21 protein-coding genes are annotated in these 26,202 nt (G+C 66.1%); 15 read left to right on the forward strand and 6 right to left on the reverse strand.

What is annotated here, in order from left to right; genetic code table 11:
* The first annotated feature begins 220 nt into the window (after positions 1 to 220).
* From ACPJW8_RS07250 to ACPJW8_RS07265, 4 genes are read left to right on the forward strand one after another with little or no spacing between them, the layout of a single operon-like run.
* Positions 221 to 1,807, forward strand: a complete 1,587-nt coding sequence (locus ACPJW8_RS07250; RefSeq protein ID WP_330188616.1) for a cytochrome ubiquinol oxidase subunit I — start codon at positions 221 to 223, stop codon at positions 1,805 to 1,807.
* Positions 1,808 to 1,825: 18 nt separating this feature from the next.
* Positions 1,826 to 2,920 (forward strand): cytochrome d ubiquinol oxidase subunit II, encoded by a 1,095-nt coding sequence (cydB, locus tag ACPJW8_RS07255; RefSeq protein ID WP_330188615.1) that lies wholly within the window; start codon positions 1,826 to 1,828, stop codon positions 2,918 to 2,920.
* Positions 2,917 to 6,435, forward strand: a complete 3,519-nt coding sequence (gene cydD, locus ACPJW8_RS07260) for a thiol reductant ABC exporter subunit CydD (RefSeq protein WP_330188614.1) — start codon at positions 2,917 to 2,919, stop codon at positions 6,433 to 6,435. Before cydB ends, cydD begins: the two co-directional genes overlap by 4 nt.
* Before the next feature lie 9 nt (positions 6,436 to 6,444).
* Positions 6,445 to 7,536 (forward strand): GNAT family N-acetyltransferase, encoded by a 1,092-nt coding sequence (locus tag ACPJW8_RS07265; RefSeq protein ID WP_330188613.1) that lies wholly within the window; start codon positions 6,445 to 6,447, stop codon positions 7,534 to 7,536.
* Here ACPJW8_RS07265 and ACPJW8_RS07270 read toward each other — a convergent pair.
* A complete protein-coding gene (locus ACPJW8_RS07270) occupies positions 7,533 to 8,051 on the reverse strand; it encodes a DinB family protein (RefSeq protein WP_330188612.1) in 519 nt (172 codons plus the stop codon). The genes ACPJW8_RS07265 and ACPJW8_RS07270 overlap by 4 nt on opposite strands.
* A 52-nt stretch (positions 8,052 to 8,103) precedes the next feature.
* A complete protein-coding gene (locus ACPJW8_RS07275) occupies positions 8,104 to 10,668 on the reverse strand; it encodes a DNA topoisomerase IV subunit A (RefSeq protein ID WP_330188611.1) in 2,565 nt (854 codons plus the stop codon).
* Positions 10,669 to 10,722: 54 nt separating this feature from the next.
* Between ACPJW8_RS07275 and ACPJW8_RS07280 the strand changes: the two genes are divergently transcribed.
* From ACPJW8_RS07280 to ACPJW8_RS07295, 4 genes are read left to right on the forward strand one after another with little or no spacing between them, the layout of a single operon-like run.
* On the forward strand, positions 10,723 to 13,422 hold the full coding sequence (locus tag ACPJW8_RS07280) for a GNAT family N-acetyltransferase (RefSeq protein ID WP_330188610.1): 2,700 nt from the start codon (positions 10,723 to 10,725) through the stop codon (positions 13,420 to 13,422).
* A 48-nt stretch (positions 13,423 to 13,470) separates the two neighbouring features.
* A complete protein-coding gene (locus tag ACPJW8_RS07285; RefSeq protein ID WP_330188609.1) occupies positions 13,471 to 14,241 on the forward strand; it encodes a DUF5998 family protein in 771 nt (256 codons plus the stop codon).
* Position 14,242: 1 nt separating this feature from the next.
* A complete protein-coding gene (locus ACPJW8_RS07290) occupies positions 14,243 to 15,445 on the forward strand; it encodes a nucleotide pyrophosphatase/phosphodiesterase family protein (RefSeq protein WP_330188608.1) in 1,203 nt (400 codons plus the stop codon).
* Positions 15,438 to 16,145 (forward strand): thymidine kinase, encoded by a 708-nt coding sequence (locus ACPJW8_RS07295; protein WP_330188607.1) that lies wholly within the window; start codon positions 15,438 to 15,440, stop codon positions 16,143 to 16,145. The genes ACPJW8_RS07290 and ACPJW8_RS07295 overlap by 8 nt, the downstream gene beginning before the upstream one ends.
* Here ACPJW8_RS07295 and sepH read toward each other — a convergent pair.
* Entirely contained in the window at positions 16,142 to 17,518 is a 1,377-nt protein-coding gene (sepH, locus tag ACPJW8_RS07300) for a septation protein SepH (RefSeq protein ID WP_330188606.1), read from the reverse strand. The genes ACPJW8_RS07295 and sepH overlap by 4 nt on opposite strands.
* A gap of 207 nt (positions 17,519 to 17,725) precedes the next feature.
* On the opposite strand from sepH, the gene ACPJW8_RS07305 reads away from it, so the two are divergent.
* The gene (locus ACPJW8_RS07305; protein ID WP_330188605.1) at positions 17,726 to 18,025 is read left to right on the forward strand and encodes a DUF4193 domain-containing protein; all 300 of its coding nucleotides are present in this window, start codon (positions 17,726 to 17,728) and stop codon (positions 18,023 to 18,025) included.
* Between the two features lie 38 nt (positions 18,026 to 18,063).
* On the opposite strand, the gene ACPJW8_RS07310 is transcribed toward ACPJW8_RS07305, so the two are convergent.
* Positions 18,064 to 18,570 (reverse strand): DUF3093 domain-containing protein, encoded by a 507-nt coding sequence (locus ACPJW8_RS07310; RefSeq protein ID WP_330188604.1) that lies wholly within the window; start codon positions 18,568 to 18,570, stop codon positions 18,064 to 18,066.
* 166 nt (positions 18,571 to 18,736) lie between these two features.
* Between ACPJW8_RS07310 and dut the strand changes: the two genes are divergently transcribed.
* From dut to ACPJW8_RS07330, 4 genes are all read left to right on the forward strand, one after another.
* A complete protein-coding gene (dut, locus tag ACPJW8_RS07315; RefSeq protein WP_425256465.1) occupies positions 18,737 to 19,168 on the forward strand; it encodes a dUTP diphosphatase in 432 nt (143 codons plus the stop codon).
* A 96-nt stretch (positions 19,169 to 19,264) separates the two neighbouring features.
* On the forward strand, positions 19,265 to 20,035 hold the full coding sequence (locus ACPJW8_RS07320) for a DUF3710 domain-containing protein (protein ID WP_330188602.1): 771 nt from the start codon (positions 19,265 to 19,267) through the stop codon (positions 20,033 to 20,035).
* Positions 20,028 to 20,399: a hypothetical protein gene (locus tag ACPJW8_RS07325; RefSeq protein WP_330188601.1), complete on the forward strand. Its 372-nt coding sequence runs from the start codon at positions 20,028 to 20,030 to the stop codon at positions 20,397 to 20,399. Before ACPJW8_RS07320 ends, ACPJW8_RS07325 begins: the two co-directional genes overlap by 8 nt.
* Positions 20,396 to 21,133 carry a DUF3159 domain-containing protein gene (locus ACPJW8_RS07330; RefSeq protein ID WP_330188600.1) on the forward strand — a complete coding sequence of 246 codons (738 nt, stop codon included), beginning with the start codon at positions 20,396 to 20,398 and terminating at the stop codon, positions 21,131 to 21,133. The genes ACPJW8_RS07325 and ACPJW8_RS07330 overlap by 4 nt, the downstream gene beginning before the upstream one ends.
* Here the strand turns inward: ACPJW8_RS07330 and ACPJW8_RS07335 are convergent.
* Positions 21,088 to 21,825, reverse strand: a complete 738-nt coding sequence (locus tag ACPJW8_RS07335) for a TrkA family potassium uptake protein (protein WP_330188599.1) — start codon at positions 21,823 to 21,825, stop codon at positions 21,088 to 21,090. The two genes, ACPJW8_RS07330 and ACPJW8_RS07335, sit on opposite strands and share 46 nt — an antisense overlap.
* The gene (locus tag ACPJW8_RS07340; protein WP_330188598.1) at positions 21,825 to 22,496 is read right to left on the reverse strand and encodes a potassium channel family protein; all 672 of its coding nucleotides are present in this window, start codon (positions 22,494 to 22,496) and stop codon (positions 21,825 to 21,827) included. The genes ACPJW8_RS07335 and ACPJW8_RS07340 overlap by 1 nt, the downstream gene beginning before the upstream one ends.
* Before the next feature lie 195 nt (positions 22,497 to 22,691).
* Here ACPJW8_RS07340 and ACPJW8_RS07345 point away from each other — a divergent pair, with 195 nt between their 5' ends.
* Positions 22,692 to 24,638, forward strand: coding sequence for an APC family permease (locus ACPJW8_RS07345; protein WP_330188703.1), 1,947 nt, complete (start codon positions 22,692 to 22,694; stop codon positions 24,636 to 24,638).
* Complete coding sequence (locus ACPJW8_RS07350; protein WP_330188597.1) at positions 24,635 to 26,083, forward strand: class I SAM-dependent RNA methyltransferase; 1,449 nt, start codon at positions 24,635 to 24,637, stop codon at positions 26,081 to 26,083. The genes ACPJW8_RS07345 and ACPJW8_RS07350 overlap by 4 nt, the downstream gene beginning before the upstream one ends.
* The last annotated feature ends 119 nt before the right edge of the window (positions 26,084 to 26,202 follow it).

The raw sequence follows: 26,202 nt of genomic DNA on the forward strand, positions 1-26,202 counted from the left end.
GCCTCCAACAAATGTGACCTGCAACTAAAGTTACCCTTTTTTCGCCCGGCTTTCTACATGAAGTAGAACTAACGGCGCGGCGCAGGCTTTCAGGGGCGGCGAGGGCTGCCACGTTCACGGTTTTACAGCCCGTTTGCATTGTTCTACACTCGGTAGAAGTTGAAGTTCTACGCTGCGTAGAAGTTCGCTCGAATCGGACAGCAACAGTAGGGAAACCGCCTTGGAAGCCTTGGAAATTGCACGGTGGCAGTTCGGAATCACCACGGTGTACCACTTCATGATGGTGCCCCTCACCATTGGCCTGGGCCTGCTGGTGGCCATCATGCAGACCATGTGGCACCGGACCGGGAAAGCCGAATACCTTCGGATGACCAAGTTCTGGGGCAAGTTGTTCCTGATCAACTTCATCATGGGCGTTGCCACCGGGATCGTGCAGGAATTCCAGTTCGGTATGGCATGGAGTGAATACAGCCGGTTCGTCGGGGACGTTTTCGGTGCGCCGCTGGCACTGGAAGCACTGCTGGCGTTCTTCGTCGAATCCACCTTCCTGGGCCTGTGGATCTTTGGCTGGAAGCAGCTCAAGCCCGCGGTGCACCTCGCCTGCCTGTGGATCGCCGTCGTCGGTTCAGTCTTTTCCGCCTATTTCATCATCGTCGCCAACAGCTGGATGCAGCATCCTGTTGGCGTTGAGCTCATAGACGGCCGTCCCGTGATGACCGATGCCTGGGCAGTCTTTACGAACAACACAGCACTGGTGGCGGTTCCGCACACACTCTTTGGGGCCCTGGCCGTGGCCGGCGGATTCCTGCTCGGCATCGCCTGGTACCACCTGTGGCGCCGCCGCAAGGACGGCGTTGACGTCGTGGGACCGGACGGCAGGGTGATCCCGGGCGCCAGCGACACCCCCGGCCGTGACCGCACCGACCACACCGTCTGGATCCGGTCACTGCGCATCGGCGCCGTCGTCGCCATGATCTCCTTCGCCGGAACAGCGCTCACCGGAGACATCCAGGGCAAGCTGATGTTCGAACAGCAGCCCATGAAAATGGCAGCGGCCGAAGCTGCCTGCCACGACGGAACCGGTTTTTCGGTGCTCAGCATCGGAAACCTGGGATCGCAGAACTGCGATGACATCGTTGCACTGATCGAGGTTCCCGGAGTCCTCTCCTACCTGGCCAAGGGCGACTTCACCACCGAAGTCCGCGGCGTGAACAGTCTCGTGGACGAGTACAAGGCCAACTATGGGACCAACCTCCCGGACGATCCCATGTACGGCGAGCGCGCCGGCCAGGAAATCGACTACGTGCCGGTGATGGAAGTGACCTACTGGGGCTTCCGGATGATGATCGGCTTTGGTGGGCTGGCTGCTGCCGCTGCACTCGCGGCGCTGTGGATCACCCGCAAGGGCACGGTCCCGGCGTCGAAATGGCTGATGAGGCTGGCGGTCTTTGGCATCCTGGCCCCGTTCGGTGCCAACGCTGCCGGATGGATCTTCACGGAGATGGGCAGGCAGCCATTTGTGGTGGCCCCCAACCCGGACCTCAACGGCATTGATCAGGTGTTTATGTTCACCGCTGCGGCTGTCTCGCCGGGCGTCAGTGCCGGCGAGCTCCTGACCTCGCTGGTGGTCCTGACCGCCATTTACGCCCTGCTGCTGGTGGTGGAGGTAAAGCTGCTGGTCAAGTATGTGCGCGGCGGAGTGGTGTCCGGCATGCCCGAACTGGCCCATCAGGACCACGACAACGACAACGACGACGACCGGGACGACAGTCAGGACCGCAGCGACGTCCTGGCCTTCGCCTACTAGGAGCAAGGGAAACTGCTCATGGAACTCCTGCCCACCATCTGGTTCATCGCCATCGCGGTCCTGTGGACCGGTTACCTGTTCCTCGAAGGGTTCGATCTCGGCGTAGGCATGCTGATGAAGACCTTCGCCCGGAACAACACCGAGCGCCGCGTGCTCCTGAACACGATCGGCCCTGTCTGGGACGGCAACGAAGTCTGGCTGCTTACCGCCGGCGGTGCAACGTTTGCGGCTTTCCCGTTCTGGTACGCCTCCCTGTTCTCCGCCCTGTACGGGCCGCTGCTGGTGGTCCTCGTAGCGCTGATTTTCCGGGCCGTCGCCTTCGAATACAGGGGCAAGATCGACTCGGAGCAGTGGCGGAACCGGTGGGACTGGGCGATCGCGCTGGGTTCCTTCCTGGCTGCTTTTGGTGTGGGGGCAGCCCTGGCCCTGACCACCACCGGGCTGCCGCTGAACGCCAACGGTGACCGTGAAGGCGGTCCGTTGGCGTGGTTCAGCTGGTATGCGGTCCTCGGCGGGTTCGCCGTGGTGGGATTCGCCCTGGTGCATGCCCTCGCCTTCCTGGCCCTGAAGACCGACGGCGAGGTGCGCTACCGTGCGCGCCGCTGGTTTGTGCGGCTGCTGCCGTTCCTCCTGCTGCCGCTGGCGGCGTGGGCGGTGGCGGTGCAGGCCATGTCCGGCAACGCCATCACGTATGCAGCCGTTGGGCTGGCCGTGGCTGCTGCGGTCTATTCCTGGCGCCGGGCACAACAGGGCAGCGAAGGCCGGGCGTTTATGGGCCTGGGAACGTTCCTGCTGTTGGGCAGTGGGGCAATCTTCGGCGCCGTATTTCCGGTGGTCCTGCCCTCCACCATCAGCCACGAATTCGACCTCACCATCTCCAACGCCTCTTCATCTGACTACACCCTGGGGCTTATGAGCATTGTGGCTGCAGTTGGCCTGCCTTTGGTGATCGCCTACCAGGCATGGACCTATTGGGTGTTCCGCCGGCGGGTAAGCGCCGCCCATATCCCACCGGCGCACGGCTTCCTGCCAGCGATCGCCGGCACGTTCCTGATTTCAAAGGCGGCTCCAAAGGATGCTGCTTCCAGCACCGGGAGCACTGAGCAGCCGTGAAGCCTGAGTTCCCCGCGGGCCCGGCCACACGCGGCGCCCTGTACTGGCTGGGTCTGCTTGCATCGCTGAAAGCACTGTCCCTGGTCCTTATGGGACAGGCTGTTGCGGCGATGCTCGCCGGGCTCGCCGGCGCCGGCGACGACTGGCACGGGCAGCTCGTCTGGGGCGCGGCCGGAGCGCTGTTGCGTGCCGTGACCGTGTGGGCCCAGGGGGTAGCGGCCCGCCGTGCGGCATTCGGCGTCAAGGAGGAGCTCCGTTCCCGCCTGATGCAGCGTGCCCTGGGCGCAGGGGGAGCCGGTGCCACCACTAACGACGGCGGACTGGCAGTCCTCGCGACGCGCGGCCTGGATGCACTTGATGACTACTACACGCAGTTCCTGCCGGCCCTGGTCAACTGCGCCACCATTCCTTTATTGCTGGGTGCCAGGATCCTGTTCGCGGACTGGGTCAGTGCCCTGGTGATTGTCCTGACTGTCCCGTTGGTTCCGCTTTTTATGGTGTTGATCGGCAGATACACCGAGGACAAGGTTGCCGACGCCCAGGCAACCCTGCACCGGTTGTCCGGGCACATCCTGGAACTTGCCAAGGGACTCCCGGTCCTCGTGGGGCTGGGCCGTGCCAGGGAGCAGCGCGCGGCACTCGAGGAAATCTCCGAACAATACCGTGAGCGGACCATGGGCACGCTGCGCACCGCCTTCCTGTCCGCCCTTGCCCTTGAACTCATTGCCACGATTTCCGTCGCAGTGGTGGCCGTCTTCATCGGTGTGAGGCTGGTAGCGGGGGACATGGCACTGGAGGCCGGACTGCTGGCCCTGATCCTCGCTCCGGACTGCTACCTTCCGCTGCGCGAACTCGGTACGGCCCACCATGCCAGCGACGACGGGCGGGTGGCCCTGGCCTCCGTCAATGACGTGCTGGACGGAGCAGATGGCACCGGACCTGGCCGCGACGGGGATCCCGACGACGGCACTCACGCCGGTGCCGGACCCCGGGACGTGCGCGCCGCCGGTCTGTCCGTGACGTACCGCGGACGTGATGCTGCCGCCGTCGGGCCCTTGGACTTTACTGCACCGGCCGGGCAGGTGACCGCCCTTGCAGGCCCCAGCGGCACAGGAAAGAGCACAGCCCTGGGTGTCCTGGCCGGAACCATCCGCGACGGTGCCGCAGCCTCCGTGAGCGGCAGTATTTCCGGCATCCGCCGCGCGGGTGTTGCCTGGGTTCCACAGCACCCGGTGATGCTCGAGGAGACAGTGCTGGCCGAAATCCTCCTCTATCTGGGGCTGCCCGCGGAAAAGGGACGCAACGAGGACGGACGGGCCCACGTGGCCCTGGAGCTGCTGGACCGGGTAGCGGCAGGGCACCTCGCCGGGAAACACCCGTCTGAACTCAGCCCCGGCGAACTGCGCCGGGTTGCCGTGGCCCGCGGCCTGGCCCGTCTTGAGGCCGGCGCTGACGTCCTGTTGCTTGATGAGCCCACAGCGCACCTGGATTCCGAAACGGCCGATGCCGTGCGCTCCACCGTTGCAGGACTGCGGGGAGCTGTGACAGTGATTCTGGTTGCCCATGATGCCGAAACCGCTGCACTGGCTGACCATGTGGTGAAGGCCGGCGCAGCAGTGCAGACCGGCGGCGGTGCCGGCGGCGGTGCCGGCGGACTGCCGGGCACGGAACCTGCACAGGCACAGGCCGCCGCCCGGAGTATCGACAAACCCCTTGCTTTTGAACCGACCGGCCACGGGACCACCCGTTTGACGGACGCTGCTTCCGGCAGCGCGGACCTGACCACCGGGAGCGGGCCGTTCGGTGCGGTCCGTGCCCTCGCCGGAGTGCTGGGGCCGGTATGGCTGCGCCTGGCCGGCGCCAGCGTAGTGGGCGCACTGGCGGCCCTTTTCGCCGTCGCGCTTTCCGCCCTGTCCGGGTGGCTCATCATCCGTGCCAGCGAACAGCCCCCCATCCTGTACCTGCTGGGCGCCATCGTCGGGGTGCGTTTCTTCGGCATCGGCCGCGCGTTGCTCCGGTACTGGGAGCGGCTCCTGACCCATGATGCGGTGTTCGCCGGCATGACGAAGCTGCGTGGCGCCCTCTGGGAATCGCTCAGCCGGCGTGCCCTGCAGCTGAGGAAACTGCTGCGTGGCGGCAACGTCCTTGGGAGCGTTGTTGATGACGTGGACAACCTGCGTGACCTGCTGCCCAGGGTGGTGCTGCCGCCGTTGGCCGCGGTGGCCGTCGCAGCTGCGGCAGTAGCGGCCACTGCCGTGGTCCTGCCGCCGGCAGTTCCGGCTGTCCTGCTCTCCGCCGTGGTGTGCCTGGTTGTTTCCCCGGGACTGGCCCTCCTGGCAGACAGGCAGTCGGCACGTGCCGAACGGCGGCTGCGGTCAACGGTGCTGAGGCGGATCTCGTCGGCGCTGGACGCCCGGAACGACCTGTTGGCCAACGCCCTGGCTCCGGCCATCCTCGAGGACCTGCGCGCCGCTGACTCAGCAGCAACGGCGGCTGCCCGCCGCTCAGCCTGGGCCGAGGGAATCGGCCAGGCCACCACCGTCCTGGCGTGCACCCTTGCCGCGCTGGCCGCAGGAGTGCTGGCCGCTCCCGCCCTGCAGTCCGGTACCGTTCCCGCCGTCGTCGCCGCTGTGGTGCTGATGCAGCTGGCCCTGGTTGAGCCCTATGCCTCAGTAGTCTCCGCCGTACGCCAGGCGCCGGCCCTTTCGCTGATCCTGCAGCGCCTGGCCCGGACAGGCGCCCTTAACGGACAGGGCCTTAACAGACAGGGCCGGGAAGCGCACGACCATATGGACGGCGGTGTGGTTGCGGTTCCGGACCGCCCGTCCGGCCGGCCCGGCCTGGAACTGGAGGACCTGGCCGCGGCATGGCCAGGCGGTGAACCGGTGTTCAGCGGGCTCAACGCCCATGCGGAACCCGGCCGCTGGCTGGTGGTTTCAGGGCCGTCCGGTTCCGGAAAGTCCACGTTGTTTTCAGTGCTGCTGGGCTTCCTTCCGGCTGCCCGGGGCAGCGCCAGGGTCACGGGAACCGCTGCCTGGTGCCCCCAGGAAGCACACCTCTTTGACTCCACCATCAGGGGCAACCTGGTCCTTGCCCGCCCCGCCAGCCGCAAGCCCGCCGACAACGAACTGCTGGAGGCCCTCGACGCCGTAGGGCTGGGGCCGGTGCTGGAGCACATCCCCGGCGGGCTGGACGGCAGGATCGGCCCGGGTGGTTCATTCCTCAGCGGCGGCGAGCGACAACGGCTCGCCATGGCGCGGACACTCCTGACCGGAGCCCCGGTCCTGCTGCTGGATGAGCCCACGGCGCACCTGGACGCCGAAGCGGCGCGCGGGCTGCTTGCCCAGCTCCGCACGGGACTGCGGGACGTCACGGTGGTGATGGTCACCCACAACCCTGCAGATGTGGACCCGGACGACAGTCGCCTCGAGCTGCGGCCCGGCCACGCACCGCGCGGGGAGAGGGAAGAAAAAGCCGGCGTGCCGTCACTGGTGGCAGGCGTTGGTGTTCAGTAGCCTGAGGTCATGCCTGCGTCCAGCCATGACCTGTCCCTTGCCGTCCATGCCCAAGGCCAGTCCGAAGACCACGCCCAGGACCCCGCTCAAGACCACGGCCAGGACCCCGTTCGGGACGACAACGTGGGGCTGCCGGACCCGCAGGCAACCGGCCTGGCCTGGCGCCCGGCCACCAGCGCAGACCTGGACGCGTGGGCGGCGCTGATAGCCCGGACAGCCGCCGTCGAACAACCGGTGTGGTGCGAAAAGCGCGCTGACCTGGAACAGGTGCTGGACAACAGCAAGAACGATCCCCGGACGCACACCCTGCTGGGCCTGGACGGGTCCGGGGTGCCGCGGGCCTATGGACGAATCGCCAAGAATCCGGACGGAGACAAAGCCCTGGGGATGGGGTGCGTAGACCCGCAATGGCAGCGCAGGGGCATCGGCGCAGCAGTTGTGGCCTGGCAGGAGGCACGGACCAAAGCGAGGTTCGCCGCTGACGGGACTGCCGGGCAACCCAGGCTGCGGATCTTCAACGAGCAGAAGCTGGAACGGACAGCGGCCCTCCTGCGGCGGTTGGGCTACCAGGAGGTGCGTTGGTACAACGAAATGCACCGGCCGCTCCGGGAGCCGGCTCCCCTCGTGGAACTGGGGGACGGCCTGGAACTGGCGCTGATGGAGCCGGTCCATCACGAGGCGGCACGGCTGGCCCACAATGACGCATTCCGTGACCACTGGGGGAGCGAACCCCGCGATGAGCAGTCATGGCGCTTCACGCTGGAGCATCCTTTGGCCAGACCGGACTGGACCACCGTGGTGCTCAATAGTGCCACCGGAGAAGTTGCCGGCTACCAGGTGGCCAGTTTTGACCCCGATACCGCTACCGAGCGAGGGTTTAAAGAAGGCTACACCGAACTCCTTGGCGTCCGGCGCGCTTACCGGGGGCAGGGCATAGCCCGGGCACTGTTGGCCGATGCCATCCGCCGCTTCACCGCGGACGGCATGGACGTTGCATCACTGGACGTTGACTCAGCCAATCCCACCGGAGCGCTGGCCCTTTACCTGGGGATGGGATACTCGCCCGTCAACCAGAGCATGAGCTGGGAGAAGTCCCTCTAGCCCTTGACGTCGTGCAGGTGGTGGACGACGTCGTGCAGGAAATACCGTGAGAAGGTCAGCACCGTGAACTCGGAGCCGTTGCTCCGCAGCCCCTTACGGTCCCAGTCACCTTCACGCACGCACGCGAAGTCCTCGGCGATCTGTTCGCCTTCAGCGGTCAGCTCAGCGCTGACCTTGGCCGGATCCGCGTTGGCGTAATCGGCGTCCAGGGCGGCAGCGTCCTGGTCCCAGTTCTCGAACGTGGGGTTGTCCAGGGTGAGCATCAGATTCAGGCGCTGCGCGAAAATGCTGAAGACGTCCCGCACGTGGCAGGCATATTCAAGCGTGGACCAGGTATTCTCATCCGGCCGTTCGGTGACGTCCGGGCGCCGCAGGGCTGCCCGCCACCGGGGCAGCATGTTGCGGACGGTTCCGGGAACGGTGGCGGGGGTGACTGTCGAGGGGTCGAACGAGCACTCCGGGCACTTCTCTGAAAGCACCCAGGTCCAGTCCTTCACATCAGGGATGATCGGCATGCCTGAAGTCTATGGGAGGTACCGCGCATCCGGGGCACCTCACACGCGGCGCTCAGACGGTGGATTCCTGGGCGGTCGTTTCCTGGGCGGCAGCTTCCTCTGACGCCGCTTCCGGCCAGGCCATGGCGGGGCCAACGACGTCGATCGCCTGGGACAGCGGAACTCCGGAACCGTCACGCCGGCCGTGTTCCTGCGGCAGCGAGCGCGCCACGCCGGCCGCTGACGACGCCTTCGCCGGACCATGCCCGGCCCAGCCCAGCAGGAGGGTGTCCTCGCCCTTCAGGAAGCGGTGGGCACGGACGCCGGCCGTGGCACGGCCCTTCGCCGGGTATTCGGAGAACGCAGTCACCTTGGCCGTGCCGGGTGCCGTGCCCGGCAGCGCACCGGTGGTTCCTGCCACTGTGACGACGACGGCGGCGGGGTCTTCGGCGGTAACCGCACCGAAGAAGAGCACGGCGTCGCCCGGAGCCAGTTTGATGCCGGCCATGCCGCCTGCGGTGCGGCCCTGCGGCCTGACGGCCGATGCCGGGAAACGCAGGAGCTGCGCCTGCCGGGTGACAAAAACGAGGTCTGTGTCCTCCGACGGGGCGGCAATGACGCCCACCAGGGAGTCCTTGTCCTTCAGGGCAATGACTTCCCAGTCCTCGCGGTTCAACGGGTAGTCAGGCTGCACGCGTTTCACCACGCCCTGGGTGGTGCCCAGGGCCAGGACCTGGTCCAGCGGCGCAAAAGCGATCAGTGTCTCGCCCTTCAGCAGCGTCAGGAAGTCCTTCGCTGCCACTCCGCCGGCCATGTTGGGCAGCCCGGACACGATCGGTAACGCCGGCATATCCACTACCTGCAGCCGCAGCATGCGCCCCTGTGAGGTGACGGCACCGATCTCGCCGCGTGCCGACGTCGCAATGACCGACCGGAAAACGTCGTGGCGTGCCCGGGGGCCGGATTCGCCCAGCGGGTCCATTCCATGGGTGCGGGCGATCTGGCCGGATGCGGTCAGGATGGCCCAGCAGGGATCATCGGCCACTTCCAGGGCAAGCGGGACGGCCTTGACCTTGCCGTTGCCGTTGGCGCCGGCGGCCAGTGCTGCGGCGACGGTGGGGGAGACCGCCTCCGATTCGAGCAGCACCGTGCGCCGTGGTGTGGCGTACTTGTCGGCCAGTTCGCCCAGTTCGGCGGAAACCAGTGCGCGCAGCCGCTCGTCCGAGGCGAGGATCGCTTCGAGTTCGGCGATTTCGCGGCGCAGCTCGTCCTGCTCTTTTTCCAGCTCGATCCGCGAGTACTTGGTCAGCTGGCGGAGCCGCAGTTCCAGGATGTAGTTGGCCTGGATCTCGGTGAGGTCGTAGATGGACATCAGGCGGACCCGTGCGGCTGCTGCTTCGTCCGAGGAGCGGATGATCTGGATCACTTCGTCGATGTCGACGATCGCGATGAGCAGGCCCTCCACCAGGTGCAGGCGGTCCTTCTTCTTGCCCAGCCTGAAAACCGTCCGTCGCCGCACGACGTCGATCCGGTGGTCCACGTAGACGGTCAGGAGTTCCAGCAGCCCCAGGGTCTGCGGCTGGCCCTCCACCAGGGTGACGTTGTTGATCCCGAAGGAGTCTTCCATGGGGGTGTAGCGGTAAAGCTGCTGCAGCACGGCCTGCGGGTTGAAGCCGTTCTTGAGCTCGATGACCAGACGCAGGCCGTGCTTGCGGTCGGTCAGGTCCACAACGTCGCTGATGCCGGAGAGCTTTTTGCCGTTGACGGCGTCCTTGATCTTTTCGATGACCTTTTCCGGACCCACCATGTACGGCAGTTCGGTCACTACAAGGCCGGTGCGGCGGGCGGAGAGCTGTTCCACTTCCACCTTGGCGCGGGTCTTGAAGGAGCCGCGGCCCGTTGCATAGGCGTCCCGCACGCCGTCGAGCCCCACGATCCTGCCGCCTGTGGGCAGGTCCGGGCCGGGCACGAACTTCATGATGTCCTCGAGCGTGGCATCAGGATTGGCGATCAGGTGACGGGCGGCTGCTACCACTTCGCCGAGGTTGTGCGGAGCCATGTTCGTGGCCATGCCGACGGCGATTCCGGTGGCGCCGTTAACCAGCAGGTTCGGGAAAGCGGCGGGCAGGACCTCGGGCTGGGTGAGCTGGTTGTCGTAGTTGGGGACGAAATCCACCACGTCCTCGTCGAGGTGGTCCGTCAGCGTCAGGGCCGCCGCGGCCATCCGGGCCTCGGTGTAACGCGGAGCAGCCGGGCCGTCATCCAGCGAGCCGAAGTTGCCGTGGCCGTCGATCAGCGGCAGGCGCAGGGCGAAGTCCTGGGCCATCCGGACCATGGCGTCATAAATGGCCGTATCGCCATGCGGGTGCAGCTTGCCCATGACCTCGCCCACCACGCGGGCGCTCTTGACGTGGCCGCGGTCCGGCCGGAGTCCCATCTCGCTCATCATGTAGAGGATGCGGCGCTGCACCGGCTTCAGGCCGTCCCGGGCGTCCGGGAGGGCCCGCGAATAGATCACGGAGTAGGCGTACTCCAGGAAGGAGCCTTCCATCTCCGACGTGACGTCGATGTCAACGATTCTTTCGCTGTAGTCCTCGCCGGGATCGGTGGCGGGGGCGGTGCTTTGGCGGCGGGCCATGGGGCGATGGGTCCTTAAGGGTGTGCACGGGAGTTTTTTGGCTAGGCTAAGCCTATGGTGGAAGAGCCCGCGGGCGGCGTATATCCGGAATATTGGGAGGCCGATGTCGTCCTCCGCGATGGCGGAACGGCGCATTTGAGGCCAATCCATCCTACCGATGTGGATGCCGTCCAGGCCTTCCACACAGGCCAGTCGCAGAACTCAATCTACATGCGGTTCTTCGCCTTCAAGGCCCGGCTCAGCAGCAGGGAGCTCAAACGGTTCACCGAGGTGGACTTCCATGACCGCGTGGCGTTCGTTATTACCATCGGCGGAGAGATCATCGGGATCGGCCGCTATGACCGCCTTGACGATCCCACGGAAGCCGAGGTCGCTTTTAATATCGCGGACGCCCACCAGGGCCGCGGCATCGGCTCGATCCTCCTTGAACACCTCGCGGCCGCGGCGCGCGAAAAGGGCATCCGGCGCTTCACGGCGGAGGTCCTGCCGGAGAACCGGAAGATGCTGGGTGTTTTCTCGGACGCCGGTTATGACGTCAGCAGGCACTTCGACGACGGCGTCGTCAGCCTCGAGTTCAACATCGATCCCACGGAAAAATCTCGTGCAGTGATGGAATCCCGTGAGCACCGCGCAGAGGCGCGCAGCGTGCGCGAGTTGCTGGCGCCGTCGTCAGTTGCCGTCATTGGCGCCAGCCGCACATGGGGGAAGCTGGGCTACCAGCTGCTGGAACACCTCATTGAAGGCGGTTACAAGGGCCCGGTCTACGCGGTTAACCCCGAGGCGCTGGAACTGGCCGGAATGTTGTCCTTCAGCAAACTGTCGGAAATTCCGGATCCCGTCCAGCTGGCCATCATTGCCGTGCCCTACGAGGAAGTGCCTGCGGTGGTTGATGATTGTGCAGCCGCAGGGGTGAAGGGCCTGCTGATCGCCACCTCGGGGTTTGCGGACGACGGCGAGCGCGGCCTGCAGCGCCAGCGTGCCCTGGTCAGGAAGGCCAGGGCTTACGGCATGCGGGTGATCGGGCCCGCCTCGCTCGGGGTGATCAACACCCATCCCGACGTGTTGCTGAACGCCTCCATGGCGCCGCACCTGCCCAAGCGCGGCAGCCTGGGGCTCTTCAGCCAGTCGGCGGCAATTGGCGTATCCCTGTATGCCGCGTGCAGCCGGCGCAGGGTGGGGCTCTCCACGTTCCTCTCCGCCGGTAACCGGGCGGATGTCTCGGGAAACGACCTCATGCAGTACTGGGAGGACGACGCCGATACCGGGGCCGTGGGGCTCTACCTGGAGTCGATCGGCAACCCGCGCAAGTTCTCGCGGCTTGCCCGGCGGCTGGCGCGTACCAAACCGGTGATCGTCGCGAAGTCGGACACCATGGGCCTGCAGCTGCCGCGCGGGCATGCGGTGCGGACCACCCAGGCCCCTGCCGGTGCGTTGGATGCGATGCTGCGCCAGTCCGGGGTGATCCGGGTGGAAACCATCGAGGCCCTGATGGACGTCAGCCAGATTGTTACGGCATCACCCCTTCCTGCGGGCCCGCGGGTGGCAGTGGTGAGCAATTCCTATGCTTTGGGCATGGTGGTGGCGGATAACGCCGCTGCCAACGGCCTGGTGGTTGACAGGACGCTCACGGAACTGGACCTCGACGCCGGAATGTCAGTGGCGCTGCCTGCCCTCCGTGAGTTGCTGGCCGCCACCCTCGCGGCTGAGTCGGTGGATTCGGTGGTGGTGACGCTGCTGCCGGCGCGCGGCCTCACTGTGGAAAATATCGCCACCGTGCTGGCGGAGTGCTCGGTGGAGGCCGCCAAGCCGGTGATCGCCATTTTCACCGGCATTATGGACCCTTCCGTTTATGTGGAGGGCATGGCCGGCGGTACGGACGCGGCCGGGTCGATTTCCGGCATTCCGTGCTACGCCAATCCCGGTGCCGCGGTGGCGGCATTATCCGCTGTTGCCTGGTACTCGCAGTGGGCCAGGCAGGACCGCGGCGCGTATGTGGAACCGGAAGGCTGCGATGCCGAGGCAGTGCACGCCGAGCTGGAGGTCCTGCTTAAGGATGTCCGCGGCGAGCAGCTCAAGGCCCTTGACGCGGCAACCACCTCGGCCCTGCTGGGGCATTACGGGATTTCGGTCCTGCCGTCGGCGCAGTTCGAAACGGATGATGAGGCCGTGGCCGCCGCTGACCGCCTGGGTTGGCCTGTTGTCCTGAAAACCACTGACCCCGCGCTGCGCCACAGGCTGGACCTGGGCGGCGTCCGCCTGGACATCCAGGACGGCGATTCGCTGCGCAGGAACCTGGCCCAGATGCGCCGGGCCCTGGCCGGATACGGCAGCGCTGCCCTTGAGGTCCAGTCCATGGCCCCGGTGGGCCAAGCCTGCATTATGCGCGCCATCGAGGATCCGCTCCTGGGTCCGGTGGTTTCCTTTGGCCTGGCCGGGGATGCAGTGAACCTCCTGGATGACTGGGCGCACCGGGTGCCACCGCTGGCTGCTGACGATGTCAAGGACTTCATCCGTTCACCCCGGGCCTCCCGCAAGCTCTTTTCCTACCAGGGACTGCCTCCCGCTGACGTCGGAGCCCTCGAGGACCTTGCGGCGCGCCTTTCCCTGCTGAAGGACAACCACCCGGAAATTGCCCTGGTGGAGTTCAATCCCGTCCTGTGCGGAAGAGACGGGCTGGCCATCCTTGCCGCCGATGTGCGGATCGCGAATCCTGCCCAACGCACGGACAGCGCACGCCGGGCAATGCTTGGCTAGCCCGGCGGCAGTTAGCAAGTGTCCGGTCGATCTGTGAAAATGGGGGACATGACCCCACAGCCCTCATCGCCGCAGCCGCAGCCGCAACCACAAGCGCAGCCGCACACCAACAGCAGCGCCCACCCGGCCGGCCGGCAGGGCGGGCACAGCCATGGCGCGCAGGGGCAAAGCCTCGACGGCGCGCTGCAGAAGGCAGGTTTCTACCCCCGGCTCGTTGCCGACGTCGTGGATGACGCGCTGGACGGCCGGGACTGCGTCGCCCACCTGGTGCACCTGGAAACCCACTTCGACCGGGCTGAAGTCCGCCGGCACATCACCGTCCTGGTCCTGACCGCGGACATGCTGGTTATCACTCACGTTGACGACCACCAGCTGGATGAGGCAGGCGAACAAATGGTCGCCCAGGTCTCCACCGAATCGGTTCCAGTGGCACAGATCCGCTCCGTGGTGCTCAGCTACATGTATACCCAGCCCCACAACTACAAGCCTTCAGATCCCGTGCGTGAGGTCACCCTTTCCATAGCGTGGTCAGGCGGCCAGCGCCTGGACATGGGTCCGGCAAGTTGCGGCGACCCGCAGTGCGAGGCAGACCACGGCTACACCGGCACCATTGCCCAGGAAGACATCGTCCTTCGTATCAGCGCCGAAGCCGATGGCCCCCAGGCTGTCCAGGAAGCAAAGCTGTTTGCCCGCGCCCTGCGCGCCGTGAACACCGGCACAGCTTCGCCGGCGTCCACTGTGGGCCACCCGGCCAAAGCTGTGCCCACCTGGCCCCGCGGCGTGTTCGGCAGCCGCCTTGGGCGCGGGCACCAGCGCTGAGATGCTCCCTGACCTGACCAGCGCGTCCACCCGCCTTCCCCTGCCTCCGGCTTACGGCAGCCAGTCAATCGCCGAGGTCTTCAGCAGCGCTGCGGCGAGCCTGGGCGTCCCGGGATTCGCGAACACTCTCGCCTTTCCTGAGTCGCCGCGCATTTGCGTTGTCCTGGCTGATGGCCTGGGCCGGAACCTGCTCAAGAAGAAGGCAGCCCATACGCCGTTCCTGCGGTCGGTGATGCAGGCCGGCCAGGGCCAGGTGCCCGTGTGGCTGGATTCGGCTTTTCCCTCCACCACGGCGGCGTCCCTTGCAAGCCTGGGGACGGGACGTGCGCCCGGGCAGCACGGCATGGTGGGCTATGACGTCCTGGATCCTGCGCAGGACCGGGTGGTGAACATGCTGGGGAACTGGGACGACGGCGTTGATCCGGCCGCATGGCAGCCGTTCCCCACCATCCTTGAAGTGGCGGCCCAAACTGTGGACGTTGTGACGGTGAGCCTGCCGCAGTTCGCCGATTCACCCATGACGCGCGCGGCGTTGCGCGGTGGACGGTTCGTTTCGGCAGTAACCCCGCACGCCCGCACCGCAGCGGCGGCGGAAGCCATGTCCGGTCCGGGACCCACCCTCATGTATTACTACCTGAACGAGCTGGACAAGGCCGGCCACCGTCACGGCGCGCAGTCCGAACACTGGGAACACCAGCTCGAGGAACTCGATGCCACCCTGAAGCGCCTGGACAGGGGGTTGCCTGCCGGAACCACAGTGGTCCTCACCGCCGACCACGGAATGGTGGACGTGCCGGAATCCCAGCGGATCGACTACTCGGCTGACCCTGCACTGATAGAAGGCGTCCGCCACACTGCGGGGGAGCCGCGGATGGTCCACCTGTACCTGGAACCGGATGCCGGAGCGGATACACAGCTGCGCCTCCTGCAGAACTGGCAGGCGCGTTTCGGCGACAAGGCATGGATCTTCACCCGTGAGGAAGCGTTGGCTGCAGGCCTCTTTGGTGAGGTCCGCGACGCGGTAGGCCCCAGGATCGGGGACGTCATGATTGCGGCCAGGGAGGGGATTGCCCTCTACGACAACCGTCGCACGCGTCCGGCGGCACTGGAGGTCGTTGGCCAGCACGGATCGTTGACCCGGGCTGAACGCGAAGTGCCGTTGCTGTGCTTCACGGCCCAGGGAAAGGCGGCAGGGCGTGGCTGAACTGGTGTTCTTCTCCGGAACGATGGACTGCGGCAAGTCAACGCTTGCCCTGCAGATGGACCACAACCACAGGGCACGTGGCCGCGGCGGCATCCGTTTCAGCCGGAATGACCGCGCAGGCGGGTCAAGGATCTCCAGCCGGCTTGGCCTGGAAACCGATGCCACGGAAGTGCTTGATGGCACGGACTTCTGGGACGAAGTGATGAACCGGCGCATGCGCGGCCAGCAGGTGGACTACCTGATCTGTGACGAAGCCCAATTCTATTCACCGGCCCAGGTGGAGCAGCTGGCCCGGCTGGTGGACGAAGTGGAAATCGACGTCTTCGCGTTTGGCATCACTGCCGATTTCCGAACGCGACTCTTCCCGGGATCACAGCGGCTGATCGAGCTCGCGGACCGGGTCCAGGTGCTCCAGGTGGAGGCCCTGTGCTGGTGCGGCCGCCGCGCCACGCACAACGCGCGCACCGTGGACGGTGCCATGGTGGTGGAGGGCGCCCAGGTGGTGGTGGGCGACGTCGACATGGGAACCGAAAGTGCCCATGAAGGGCATGAGTCGGACGGCCAGGGCCCGGTGGTGGGCTATGAGACGCTCTGCCGTCGGCACTACATGCGCCGCGTCACCGCCCACGGGGCGCGGATCATGGCTGAACAGGACCAGCTGCTGCCCTTCGAAGTGGACGCGTGCCACTGGCGCGGTTAGTCGCCGCGCGTCCCGAAAACGATCTCATCCCAGGTGGGGACGCTTGACCGCTTCGCCTTGGCGGGCTGGCGCTCGGGCGCGGCAGGCTCACTGCCGGGTGTTGAGCCAGGAGTAGCGCCGGCCGCAGGCCCCTGTTGCTCAGGGCGCACGGGATCAGGGTTCCTGCGGCGCTGCCCGCCGCCCAGCAGCTCATCGAGTCCGGCACCTGAACTTCCAGTGGTGGGACGCGGCTCCGCCGGAGTCTGCGGGGATGCCTTAATGGTGACTTCCCGTGTTTCGGTGCTGACGCCGTCGTGCAGGGCCAAGGGGTCCTCGGTGTCATGGGCGCCTGCGGGGTCCGGGCCGTTGTCGCGCAGCGGCGGAATTAGGCTCAAGCGGGCCATCATTGACGGCCGGCCATCCTTCCGGCGGGCATCTGCATCAGTGGCGGGACCATGGGCAGCGGGTGCTTCAGGCGCGTCGTTGTGATCGTCCCCTTCCGCAGGCCCAGGCCCATCAGGAACCTCCGACGGCCGGGGATGCGCTGCCGGCACACCCTGGCTCAGCAGCAAGGCCAAGGCATCGTCACCGTCCTCGTCCACCCCCAGGCGCTGGCCGCGGCGGGCGCGAAGCAGGTCCAGCAGGCCGTCGGCTTCCTGGGCAGGAACCACCGGGGCCGCAGGTGCGGCAGGCTCAGCAGCCGGCGAAGCTTCCGCCTCGGCTTCAAAGTCAAAGGGCCGGTCCGTGACTGCGGCAAGCCTGCGCGCAGGGACCGGTCCGTCAAGCGGCTCCAGCTCGCTGAGCTGCTGTGCCCAGCGGTTGGCGTTCTGCAGGGTCTTGCGGGCAGGGCTGAACGTCCACATGGCAGGCGGTTCCTCGCCAATGCCGGTAGGCCGGTCCGTGCCCACTTCGAAGCGTGCCACCACTGTCCAGAAGCCGTCAGGACGCCGCCAGGAATCCCATTCGACGGCGGAATCCTCAAGCCCATGGGCGCGCAAGCGGTGCGACACCATGTCCTCCAGGGTGGCGGGCTGGTCGCCGAAGGCGGCACGGTACGCGTCATGGCCCGGAGACGGGGCGGCTACCTCGATCTTGCGCGCCTGGCGGGCGACGTAGTCCCGCTCCGCGAGGACGGGTCCCTCGTAGCGCTCGACTTTTGCCAGGGGGATGCCGGAGAGGTCAGCGACTTCCGACGCCGTGGCGCCGGCCCGGATCCGTGCCTGGATATCGCGGGGCGACAAAGCCACCGGCGCTCCACCGGCCGGTTTGGCCACCTGTCGGCTGGCCGATCGCAATGCTTCATCGATCGGCAGCCGGAACATCTCGCCGCCGGGCCCGGTCAACAGGAGGTGAGTCCCGTCGTCGTGCACGCCTACAAGCCGTAGATCCTGCATACAAATCCTCCACCCTGGCATTACTATCAATCGAAACTCTGCCATCCAGCGCGGGCATAATCGCTTAGGGCCAAGGGCGCGCCGCGAAATTCCGCACAATTCCCCGGGTAAACGGGTCAAAATCCGGACCGGGCACAAACGAGGGCCGCTGAGCGTTATGCCACTTGCAGTATCCGCTCAACCTGTTTGGAGAGTGACCAGCAACACATGGCGACCGATTATGACGCGCCGCGCAAGACCGAAGAGGACCTGGCAACAGACTCCCTGGAGGAACTGAAGACCGTCAGGAGCGACAAACCCGTCGCACTGGTGGAAGAAGACGAAGCCGAGCTGGCCAACGGCTACGAGCTGCCTGGCGCCGACCTGTCCGGTGAAGAACTGCTCGTCCAGGTGCTGCCGGCGCAGGCGGACGAGTTCACGTGCGCCTCATGTTTCCTGGTGCACCACCGGTCCCAGCTGGCCAGGGAGTCCGGCGGCCGGAAATATTGCACGGAGTGCGAAGGCTGAGTATACGAGGGCTGAAGCCAGGTCCGGCCCCTGGCAGGTCAGCCCCGTGAAGCCGGCTGCAGGGCCTTGACCAGCTCATCGGGCCGCCTGGAGGACGCCAGCCAGTACGGGGTCCTGTCAGCGGGATCGGAGATCTCGATGCGCACCACGGGGTCAATCCAGCCACGGATGCAGAGGTAGGCCAGCGCGTTCAGCCCGGTTCCCCGCTCCCGAGTGGCATCCGGTCCACGGTGGGCGCTGGCACCGGAAATGTACTCCCGGCTGATCGTTGCCCTGCCTACCGTCAGTTCCGTGTCCGTCACCGTGATCCGGGGCGTGGACAGCAGCAGCAGGGTGGAGACGATGACCAGCAACACGGCGGCGGCGATGAATCCGGCCTCAATGCTGATGGGCGCAAAGACCAGGATCCCGGCGCCGGAGAATCCCACAGCGAACAGCCAGATCCAAAGTGAGGGCAGGAGCCGTTCGTCGAAGACCGGCTTCCCGGGAATCCGGTCAGGGGACTGGTCGCTGGGCAGGGGAGAGGCGGGGCTCGATTCGGGCATGCCCACAGCTTTTCACCTTTGACCCGGCATTTCATCTTTGGCCGTCCCGCGGCAGGCCACCGCTGCGTACAGGCGGCTAGGCCTGCGCCAGCCCGCCACGTTAGAGTGAATGACTGTGACTGAACTTCCAGCAATCTCCCGCCATACCCTCCAGGTGCAGTTGAAAATGCTGGACGGCGGGCTTGAGCCCCCTTCCTATGCCCATCCCGGCGACGCCGGCGCTGACCTGCGCTGCACCGTTGACGTACGCCTTGAACCCGGCGAGCGGAAACTGGTGCCTACGGGCGTGGCCATCGCGCTTCCCGAGGGATTTGTGGCGTTGATCCATCCGCGGTCCGGCCTTGCCACCAAGCACGGCCTCACCGTGGTCAACGCTCCCGGAACCGTGGATGCGGGCTACCGCGGAGAAATTGCCGTGACACTGCTGAATACGGACAGCAGCGAGGCCATTGAGCTGCGCCGCGGCGATAGAATAGCCCAAATGGTCATCCAGCGTGTGGAGCATGCGCAGTTTGTCCCCGTGAACGAATTGAGCGGATCGGTCCGCGGCGCCGGAGGCTTCGGCTCAACCGGCGGATTCACTGCACAGGGTGCCTGATTCCGCCCGCCTGATTCCGCCACCGTGCACCGCTGTGGGCCGGCCGCATCCTGGTGATGGCCGCGGCCCGTAACTTCCCAACGAAGGAGACAACCCATGGTTTTTGGGCTAGGCAGGAAATCCCGGAACGAACAGGTTCCGGATGCGGAACCGGTGGAGGCGGCACAGCAGGAGGCCGCCGGGGCAGCCGGAGAGGCCGGCGAAGGAACTGATGACTCCCGCAGCACCACGGGTCCGTTCGACATCTCCGAAATCACCAGCCGTGAAGGTTACGTGGATCTCGGTGCGCTGCTGATCGCTCCCAGCGAGGGGCTGCAGCTGCGGCTCGAGATCGAGGAAAAAACCCAGCGCGTGATTGCTGTCACCCTGGACCTGAACGGATCCAGCCTTCAGCTGCAGGCATTTGCGGCACCCAAATCCGAAGGCCTCTGGGACGACATCCGCGAACAGATCGGGCAGTCGGTTGGCAGCCAGGGCGGCCAGGTCGAGGAAATCCAGGGCGGCTTTGGAACGGAACTGGTGGCCAGGCTACCTGCCGCGGCCGCCGACGGCAGCCAGGGGTACCGTGTGGCACGCTTCATCGGCGTCGATGGTCCCCGCTGGTTCCTCCGGGGCGTTCTGGGGGGAGCAGCTGCCCTGGAACCCCAGGCGGCACAGGAACTGGAGGCGCTGTTCCGGCGGGTGGTGGTCATCCGTGGCGACAGCCCCATGCCGCCTCGTGACCTCCTGCCGTTGCGCCTGCCCAAGGACACCACAGCGCAGCCGCAGACCCTGCAGCCGGAGCCACAGCAGCCGGAAGCCCCGCAGCAGACACAGCCGCGGCTCCAAAGGCCCGAACGCGGCCCGGAGACCACGCACATTGGCTGAAGCCGGTGCCCTCCGGCCCTGGGCAACGCGTAAGCCGACCGGCAGCGATGCCGGTACCGGCAGTGCGCTCAGGATCAACGACCTTCCGGACCGCGGACGGGTGGACTGCCGTGGCGTCGTCGAATCGGTCACGTACCCGCCCTCCAGCGGCCTGGCTGCCTTTACGGCGATCGTTTCGGATGCCGAGTCGTTCCGGAAACCCGACCGCAAAAGGCTCCAGGTGATCTGGTTGGGACGGCGCCGTATCCCCGGCGTAGTTGCAGGTGCCGACATCAGGTTTGAAGGCATGCTCACACACAGCCAGGGCAAGCCCACCATCTTTAATCCGCGGTACGAAATACTTTCCCTCCAGGAGCGAGAATGAACAGCCAGCAGCCGGACCAGCCCGAGGCACGGCCGGACAACCTGGGTGCCATCGCGGGCGGATACGCCGCCAAAGCCGGTCTGCACCGCTCCAGCGACGGCAAGGTCGACGTCCTCAAGAGCGCCGGCGGCATCCAGGGAATTGCCGAAAGCATCCTTCCCGGCCTGGTGTTCCTGGTGGTATTCACCATTGGGCGGGACCTGACTGTCTCGCTACTGGCGGCCCTGGCTTCGGCTGCGGTGTTCACCGTTGTGAGGCTGGTCCAGCGCCGGCCCCTGACGCAGGCACTTGCCGGAATCGTCGGCGTCGGAATTTCAGCCTGGCTCGCGAGCACAACGGGCAAGGCAGAGGATTTCTACCTTCCCGGCTTTATCACCAACGCGGCCTACATAGCAGCGATGATCGCTTCCATCGCGTTGCGCTGGCCCATAGCGGGCCTGCTGTTCGGGTTCATCCGCAACGAAGGCCTGGACTGGCGCAAGGACCCTGCAAGGCTGAAGGCCTACAGGCTGGGCACGTGGGTGATCATCACGGTCCTGGCCTTGCGGCTGGTGGTCCAGGTGCCGCTGTACCTGATGGGCGCCGACGGGCTGACTGCCCTGGCCACCACCCGCCTGCTCATGGGCGCGCCGCTGTACATCCTGGGGATCTGGGTTGCCTGGCTGCTGACGCGTCCGGCCGCGGAAGATCAGCCCTCGAAGCCGTCGTCGAAGGCGTCTTCGGCCGAAGCATGAGCCGCTGCTCCCGCTGCCTCCTCATTGTCAGCTGACTCCGCGGAGAGGAGCGCGCGGAGTTCGTCTTCGGCGGCAATGGTAGTGACGAAGAAGAGCTCGTCGCCGCCGTCGATCACGTCATCGCGGCTGGGCGTAATAGGTGCGTGGTCACGCAGGATTGCCACCAGCGTTGAATCCTCGGGCCACAGGATGTTGCCCACGGTCGAACCGATCACGTGCGAATCGTGCGGCACCGTGAATTCCACCAGTGACGCCACGCCGGTCTGGAGCGTCAGGAGACGGACGAGGTCGCCGATCTCCACGGCTTCCTCCACCAGCGCTGTCATCAGCTGAGGGGTATTGACGGCAACGTCCACGCCCCATGAGTCGTTGAACATCCAGTCATTCTTCGGGTTGTTCACGCGCCCGACGGTGCGGCCAACGCCGAATTCCGTCTTGGCCAGGAGCGAGACCACCAGGTTCACCTTGTCATCGCCCGTAGCGGAAACCACGACGTCGGCGTCGTCCAGTTTTGCTCCCTGCAGCGTGCTCAGCTCGCAGGCGTCGCCCACCAGCCAGTGCGCTCCACGCAGGCCGCTGCGGCCGATGACTTCGGGCTTGAGGTCGATCAGGAGGATCTCATGCTTATGGGCCAGCAGTTCCCTGGCGATGGAGGAGCCAACGCTTCCGGCGCCGACAATAACGACTTTCACTACAGCTCCTTGACGGGGGGTTTGGCCAGGACATGGGCCACTTCGGACATCCGGTCCAGCGGCAGCATGGCGTGGACCGTGTCTCCCTCCTGGTAGATGGTGGCGGGGGTAGGTAGAATCCCTTCGCCGAACCGGGTCAGGTAGGCAACCCGGACGCCGGCGGTGGTTTCGATCGTGCCAATGCCCTGGCCGATCCAGGACGGGTCAAGATCCATCTCGCTCAGGACCAGGCGGCCTGACGGCTCCCGGTACTCGCCCGCCAGATGCTGTTCCGGAAGGATGCGGCGCAACACCTGGTCCGCGCTCCAGCGGACTGCTGCGACTGTGGGGATGCCCAGCCGCTGGTAGATTTCGGCGCGGCCCGGATCATAAATGCGGGCGACCACATGCGGGACGTGGAAGGTTTCGCGGGCCACCCGGGTTGCGAGGATGTTGGAGTTGTCCCCGCTGGAAACGGCGGCAAAGGCGTACGCCTCGCTGACGCCGGCCTGCTTCAACGTCTCCCTGTCAAAACCGACGCCGGTAACCTTCCTGCCCGTGAAACCCTGCCTGAGCCTGCGGAACGCGCGGTCGTCCTGGTCGATGATTGCCACGGAGTGGCCGGCTTCTTCCAGGGTGTGCGCGAGGGTGGCGCCCACGCGTCCGCAACCCATGATGACGAAGTGCGCCACGCCATTCTCCTCAAGTCGTTCGTTCCCACAGTCTGTGTTTCTGCAGTCCTGGTCCCCACGGTCCTGCAGTGAGAACTCTACCGGCAGGGGGACGGATCGGATCAGCCTGCGGGGGCGTGGTCCGGCCGTCATGACATCGACGGCGAATACGACTAACTTTGTGGAGTGCTGACAATACTCAACGCGGCGAAGCGGATGCTCGTCGGCAGGCCGTTCCGCAACGACCGGCTGCCGCACACACTGCTTCCGAAGCGTCTCGCCCTGCCCGTATTCGCTTCGGATGCACTGTCGTCCGTCGCCTACGCGCCGGACGAAATCCTCCTGACGCTGGCGCTTGCCGGCGTCAGTGCCGTGGCCTTCTCTCCCTGGGTGGGGCTGGCGGTGATGGTGGTGCTGCTGACGGTGGTGGCTTCCTACCGGCAGAACGTGCACGCCTACCCGTCCGGTGGTGGCGACTACGAAATCGCCAACGTCAACCTGGGGAAGTCTGCGGGGCTGACCGTGGCCTCGGCCCTGCTGGTGGACTACGTGATGACAGTCGCGGTATCCATTTCCTCGGCCGCCGTCTACCTGACCACTGCCATTCCCGCGCTGCACGGGCAAAAAGCCGCCTTCGCGACGATCGGCGTCGTCATTCTGGCACTGGTGAACCTGCGCGGTGTCCGCGAAGCAGGCCGCCTCTTTTCCATTCCCACCTATATCTTCCTGGTTTCGATCCTGGGCATGACGGCGGTTGGCATCTTCCAGGCGGCAACGGGGCAGCTGAAGCAGGCACCATCCGCGGCGTTCGAGATTGTCCCCGTGCAGGGCTTCGACGAGGGCCTGGTGGGACTGGGCGGCGCGTTCCTGCTGCTTCGCGCGTTCTCCTCCGGCGCCGCTGCGTTGACCGGTGTTGAGGCCATCAGCAACGGCGTCCCCAGCTTCCGCAAGCCCAAGAGCAAAAACGCGGCCGCCACGCTGCTGATGCTCGGCGTCATAGCCGCCACCATGATGGCCGGCATTATGTTCCTGGCCAATGCCGCCAAGGTCCACATCGTGGCCGATCCCGCCACCGAGTTCCTCCTCAACGGCCAGCCGCTTCCCGCGGACTACATCCAGAACCCGGCCATCAGCCAGCTGGCACAGACGATCTTCGGTGCCGGATCTGTGCTGTTCTTCGTAGTCGTTGCTGCAACCGGAATCATCCTGGTCTTCGCAGCCAACACCGCCTTTAACGGATTCCCCATCCTTGCCTCCATCCTTGCCCAGGACGGTTACCTGCCCAGGCAGCTGCGCACCAGGGGTGACCGCCTCGCCTTCAGCAACGGCGTCCTGGCCCTGGCCGCCGGGGCGCTGGTGCTGATCCTCGCTTTCGACGCCGACGTCACCAAGCTCATCCAGCTGTACATCGTGGGGGTGTTCATCTCCTTCACCGCCAGCCAGCTGGGAATGGTCCGGCACTGGGGCCGCGAACTGAAGCTGGCCAAGGACCGCAACGTCCGGCGCCGGATGTTCAAGTCACGAACCATCAACATGATCGGCTTCGGAATGACCGCGCTGGTGCTGGTGATCGTGCTCGTGACCAAGTTCGAACAGGGCGCCTGGATTGCGCTGCTGGCCATGACAGCCCTCTTCCTGACGATGTGGAGCATCAAGGCCCACTACGACAACGTGGCGAAGGAACTGGCCGTGGACGAGGATTCCTCCCCCCGCGCCCTGCCCACCAGGGTCCATGCCGTGCTGCTCGTATCACACGTCCGTAAGCCAGTGCTCCGCGCCCTGGCCTACGCACGTGCCTCGCGGCCTTCGCGGCTTGACGCCATCACGGTGGACATTAATGCCGAGGAGACAGCCCGGACCGTTGCCGACTGGGAAAAGCTCGACATCCCCGTCCCGCTCACCGTGCTGGACAGCCCCTACCGAGAGACCATTACGCCGATCATGGAGTACATCACCACCATGCGGCGGGACTCCCCAAGGGACCTGATTGTTGTGTACATCCCGGAGTACGTGGTGGGCAAATGGTGGGAGCAGCTGGTCCACAACCAGACAGCACTCAGGATCAAGACCCGGCTGCACTTCGAGCCGGGCGTGATGGTGGCCAGCGTTCCCTGGCAACTAAAATCCTCTGAAGAAGCAAAGAACCTGCAGGACCTGCGATGACCACACCCGGGAGAGCCATCAACACCACCACCAGCGCCGAGAATCCTGCCGCCTCCGGCGGTCCGGCAATCCATCCTGACGTACCCGTCGAACTCGAGGTGGAGGTGGGCCCCGTTGCCCACGGCGGGCATTGCGTTGCCCGCGTGGACGGCCGGGTGATCTTCGTGCGCCACGGCATTCCGGGGGAGCGGGTCAGGGTGCGACTCACCGAGGCCGGGCCTGACGCCCGGTTCTGGCGGGGAGACGTCGTGGACGTCCTGGAAGCCTCGCCGGACCGTGTGGAGCACTTCTGGCATGCCGCCGATGCCGGCCGCACCTGGGCCAATGGGCATCCGCCGGTAGGCGGAGCGGAATTCGGCCACATCGCCCCTGCGCGGCAGCGGGCCCTGAAATCCGAGGTGCTGGCTGAGCAGCTGCAGCGCCTCGGCGGTGGCGGGACCGACGTCGAGCCCGGCAACACCGTTGAGGTCGAAGAGGTGCCCCTGATCGCAGGGGCCGGTGAAGCAGGACCTGCCCCGGCAACTGCGGAAGGCCTGGGCTGGCGTACGCGGGCGGCTTTTTCTGTCACCCGGGGCGGCCGCCTTGGCATGCACGGGCACCGTTCCGAGCAGGTGTTCGGGGTCCGGGAAATGCCGCTCGCCGAGGCCGGCATCAACGCCCTGCGGCTCTGGGACGTGGACCTGCAGGGGATTGACCGGGTGGAAGTGGCGGCGCCGGCCAACGGCTCCCGGCCCCTTGTCCTGCTCACGCCCGCTGCCGGCACCAAGGCCAAGCGCCTGGCCGCCATCATTTCCCAGTTGCCTGATGACGTCTCGGTGGCGAGCTTTGATCCGGAGAAGTCCGAAGCCTTGCAGCTGCGGGGCAGGACGTGGGTGCAGGAATCTGCCGTGGGGCACGACTTCCGGGTTACAGGCGCCGGGTTCTGGCAGATCCACCGCCGTGCACCCGAGGTCCTGGTAGGTGCCGTCACGCGTTTCCTGGCCGGCGGCGGTTACCTTCAGCCGGGTGCCACGGTGGCGGATCTCTACGCCGGCGCCGGCCTGTTCACCGCCGCTTTGGCCGACGCCGTGGGGGAGACGGGCTCGGTCCTGTCCGTTGAGGGATCCCCGGGCACCAGCCGTGATGCGCGCAAGAACCTCCATGGCGCACCTCAGGTAAGCATTGTCCAAGGGCGCGTGGAACGCGTGCTGCGCCAGAAGCCCTACAGTTTTGATGCGCTGGTGCTGGACCCGCCGCGGGCGGGTGCCGGCAAGGCCGTGGTCAATCAGTTGATCAGCTCAAATCCGAGGGCCATCGCCTATGTGTCCTGCGATCCGGCGTCGTTCGCGCGTGATCTGGGTTACTTCCGGCAGGGTGGCTGGCAGCTGGCCGGGCTGCGGGCGTTCGATCTGTACCCCAACACCCACCACCTCGAAACGGTAGCGCTGCTGACTCCCCGGGGCTGAAGCCACTACTATTGGCCCCGTAGTCCTGTCGCGTCCGCCATCACACCTGATGACGAGCAAAATGCCCCGGTACCGCTAATTAGGTTCGCCTAACTAGCTAGCGGACAACCGCGCGACAA

The sequence above is a fragment of the Pseudarthrobacter sp. J47 genome, assembly GCF_049810315.1.
Lineage (GTDB): Bacteria > Actinomycetota > Actinomycetes > Actinomycetales > Micrococcaceae > Arthrobacter.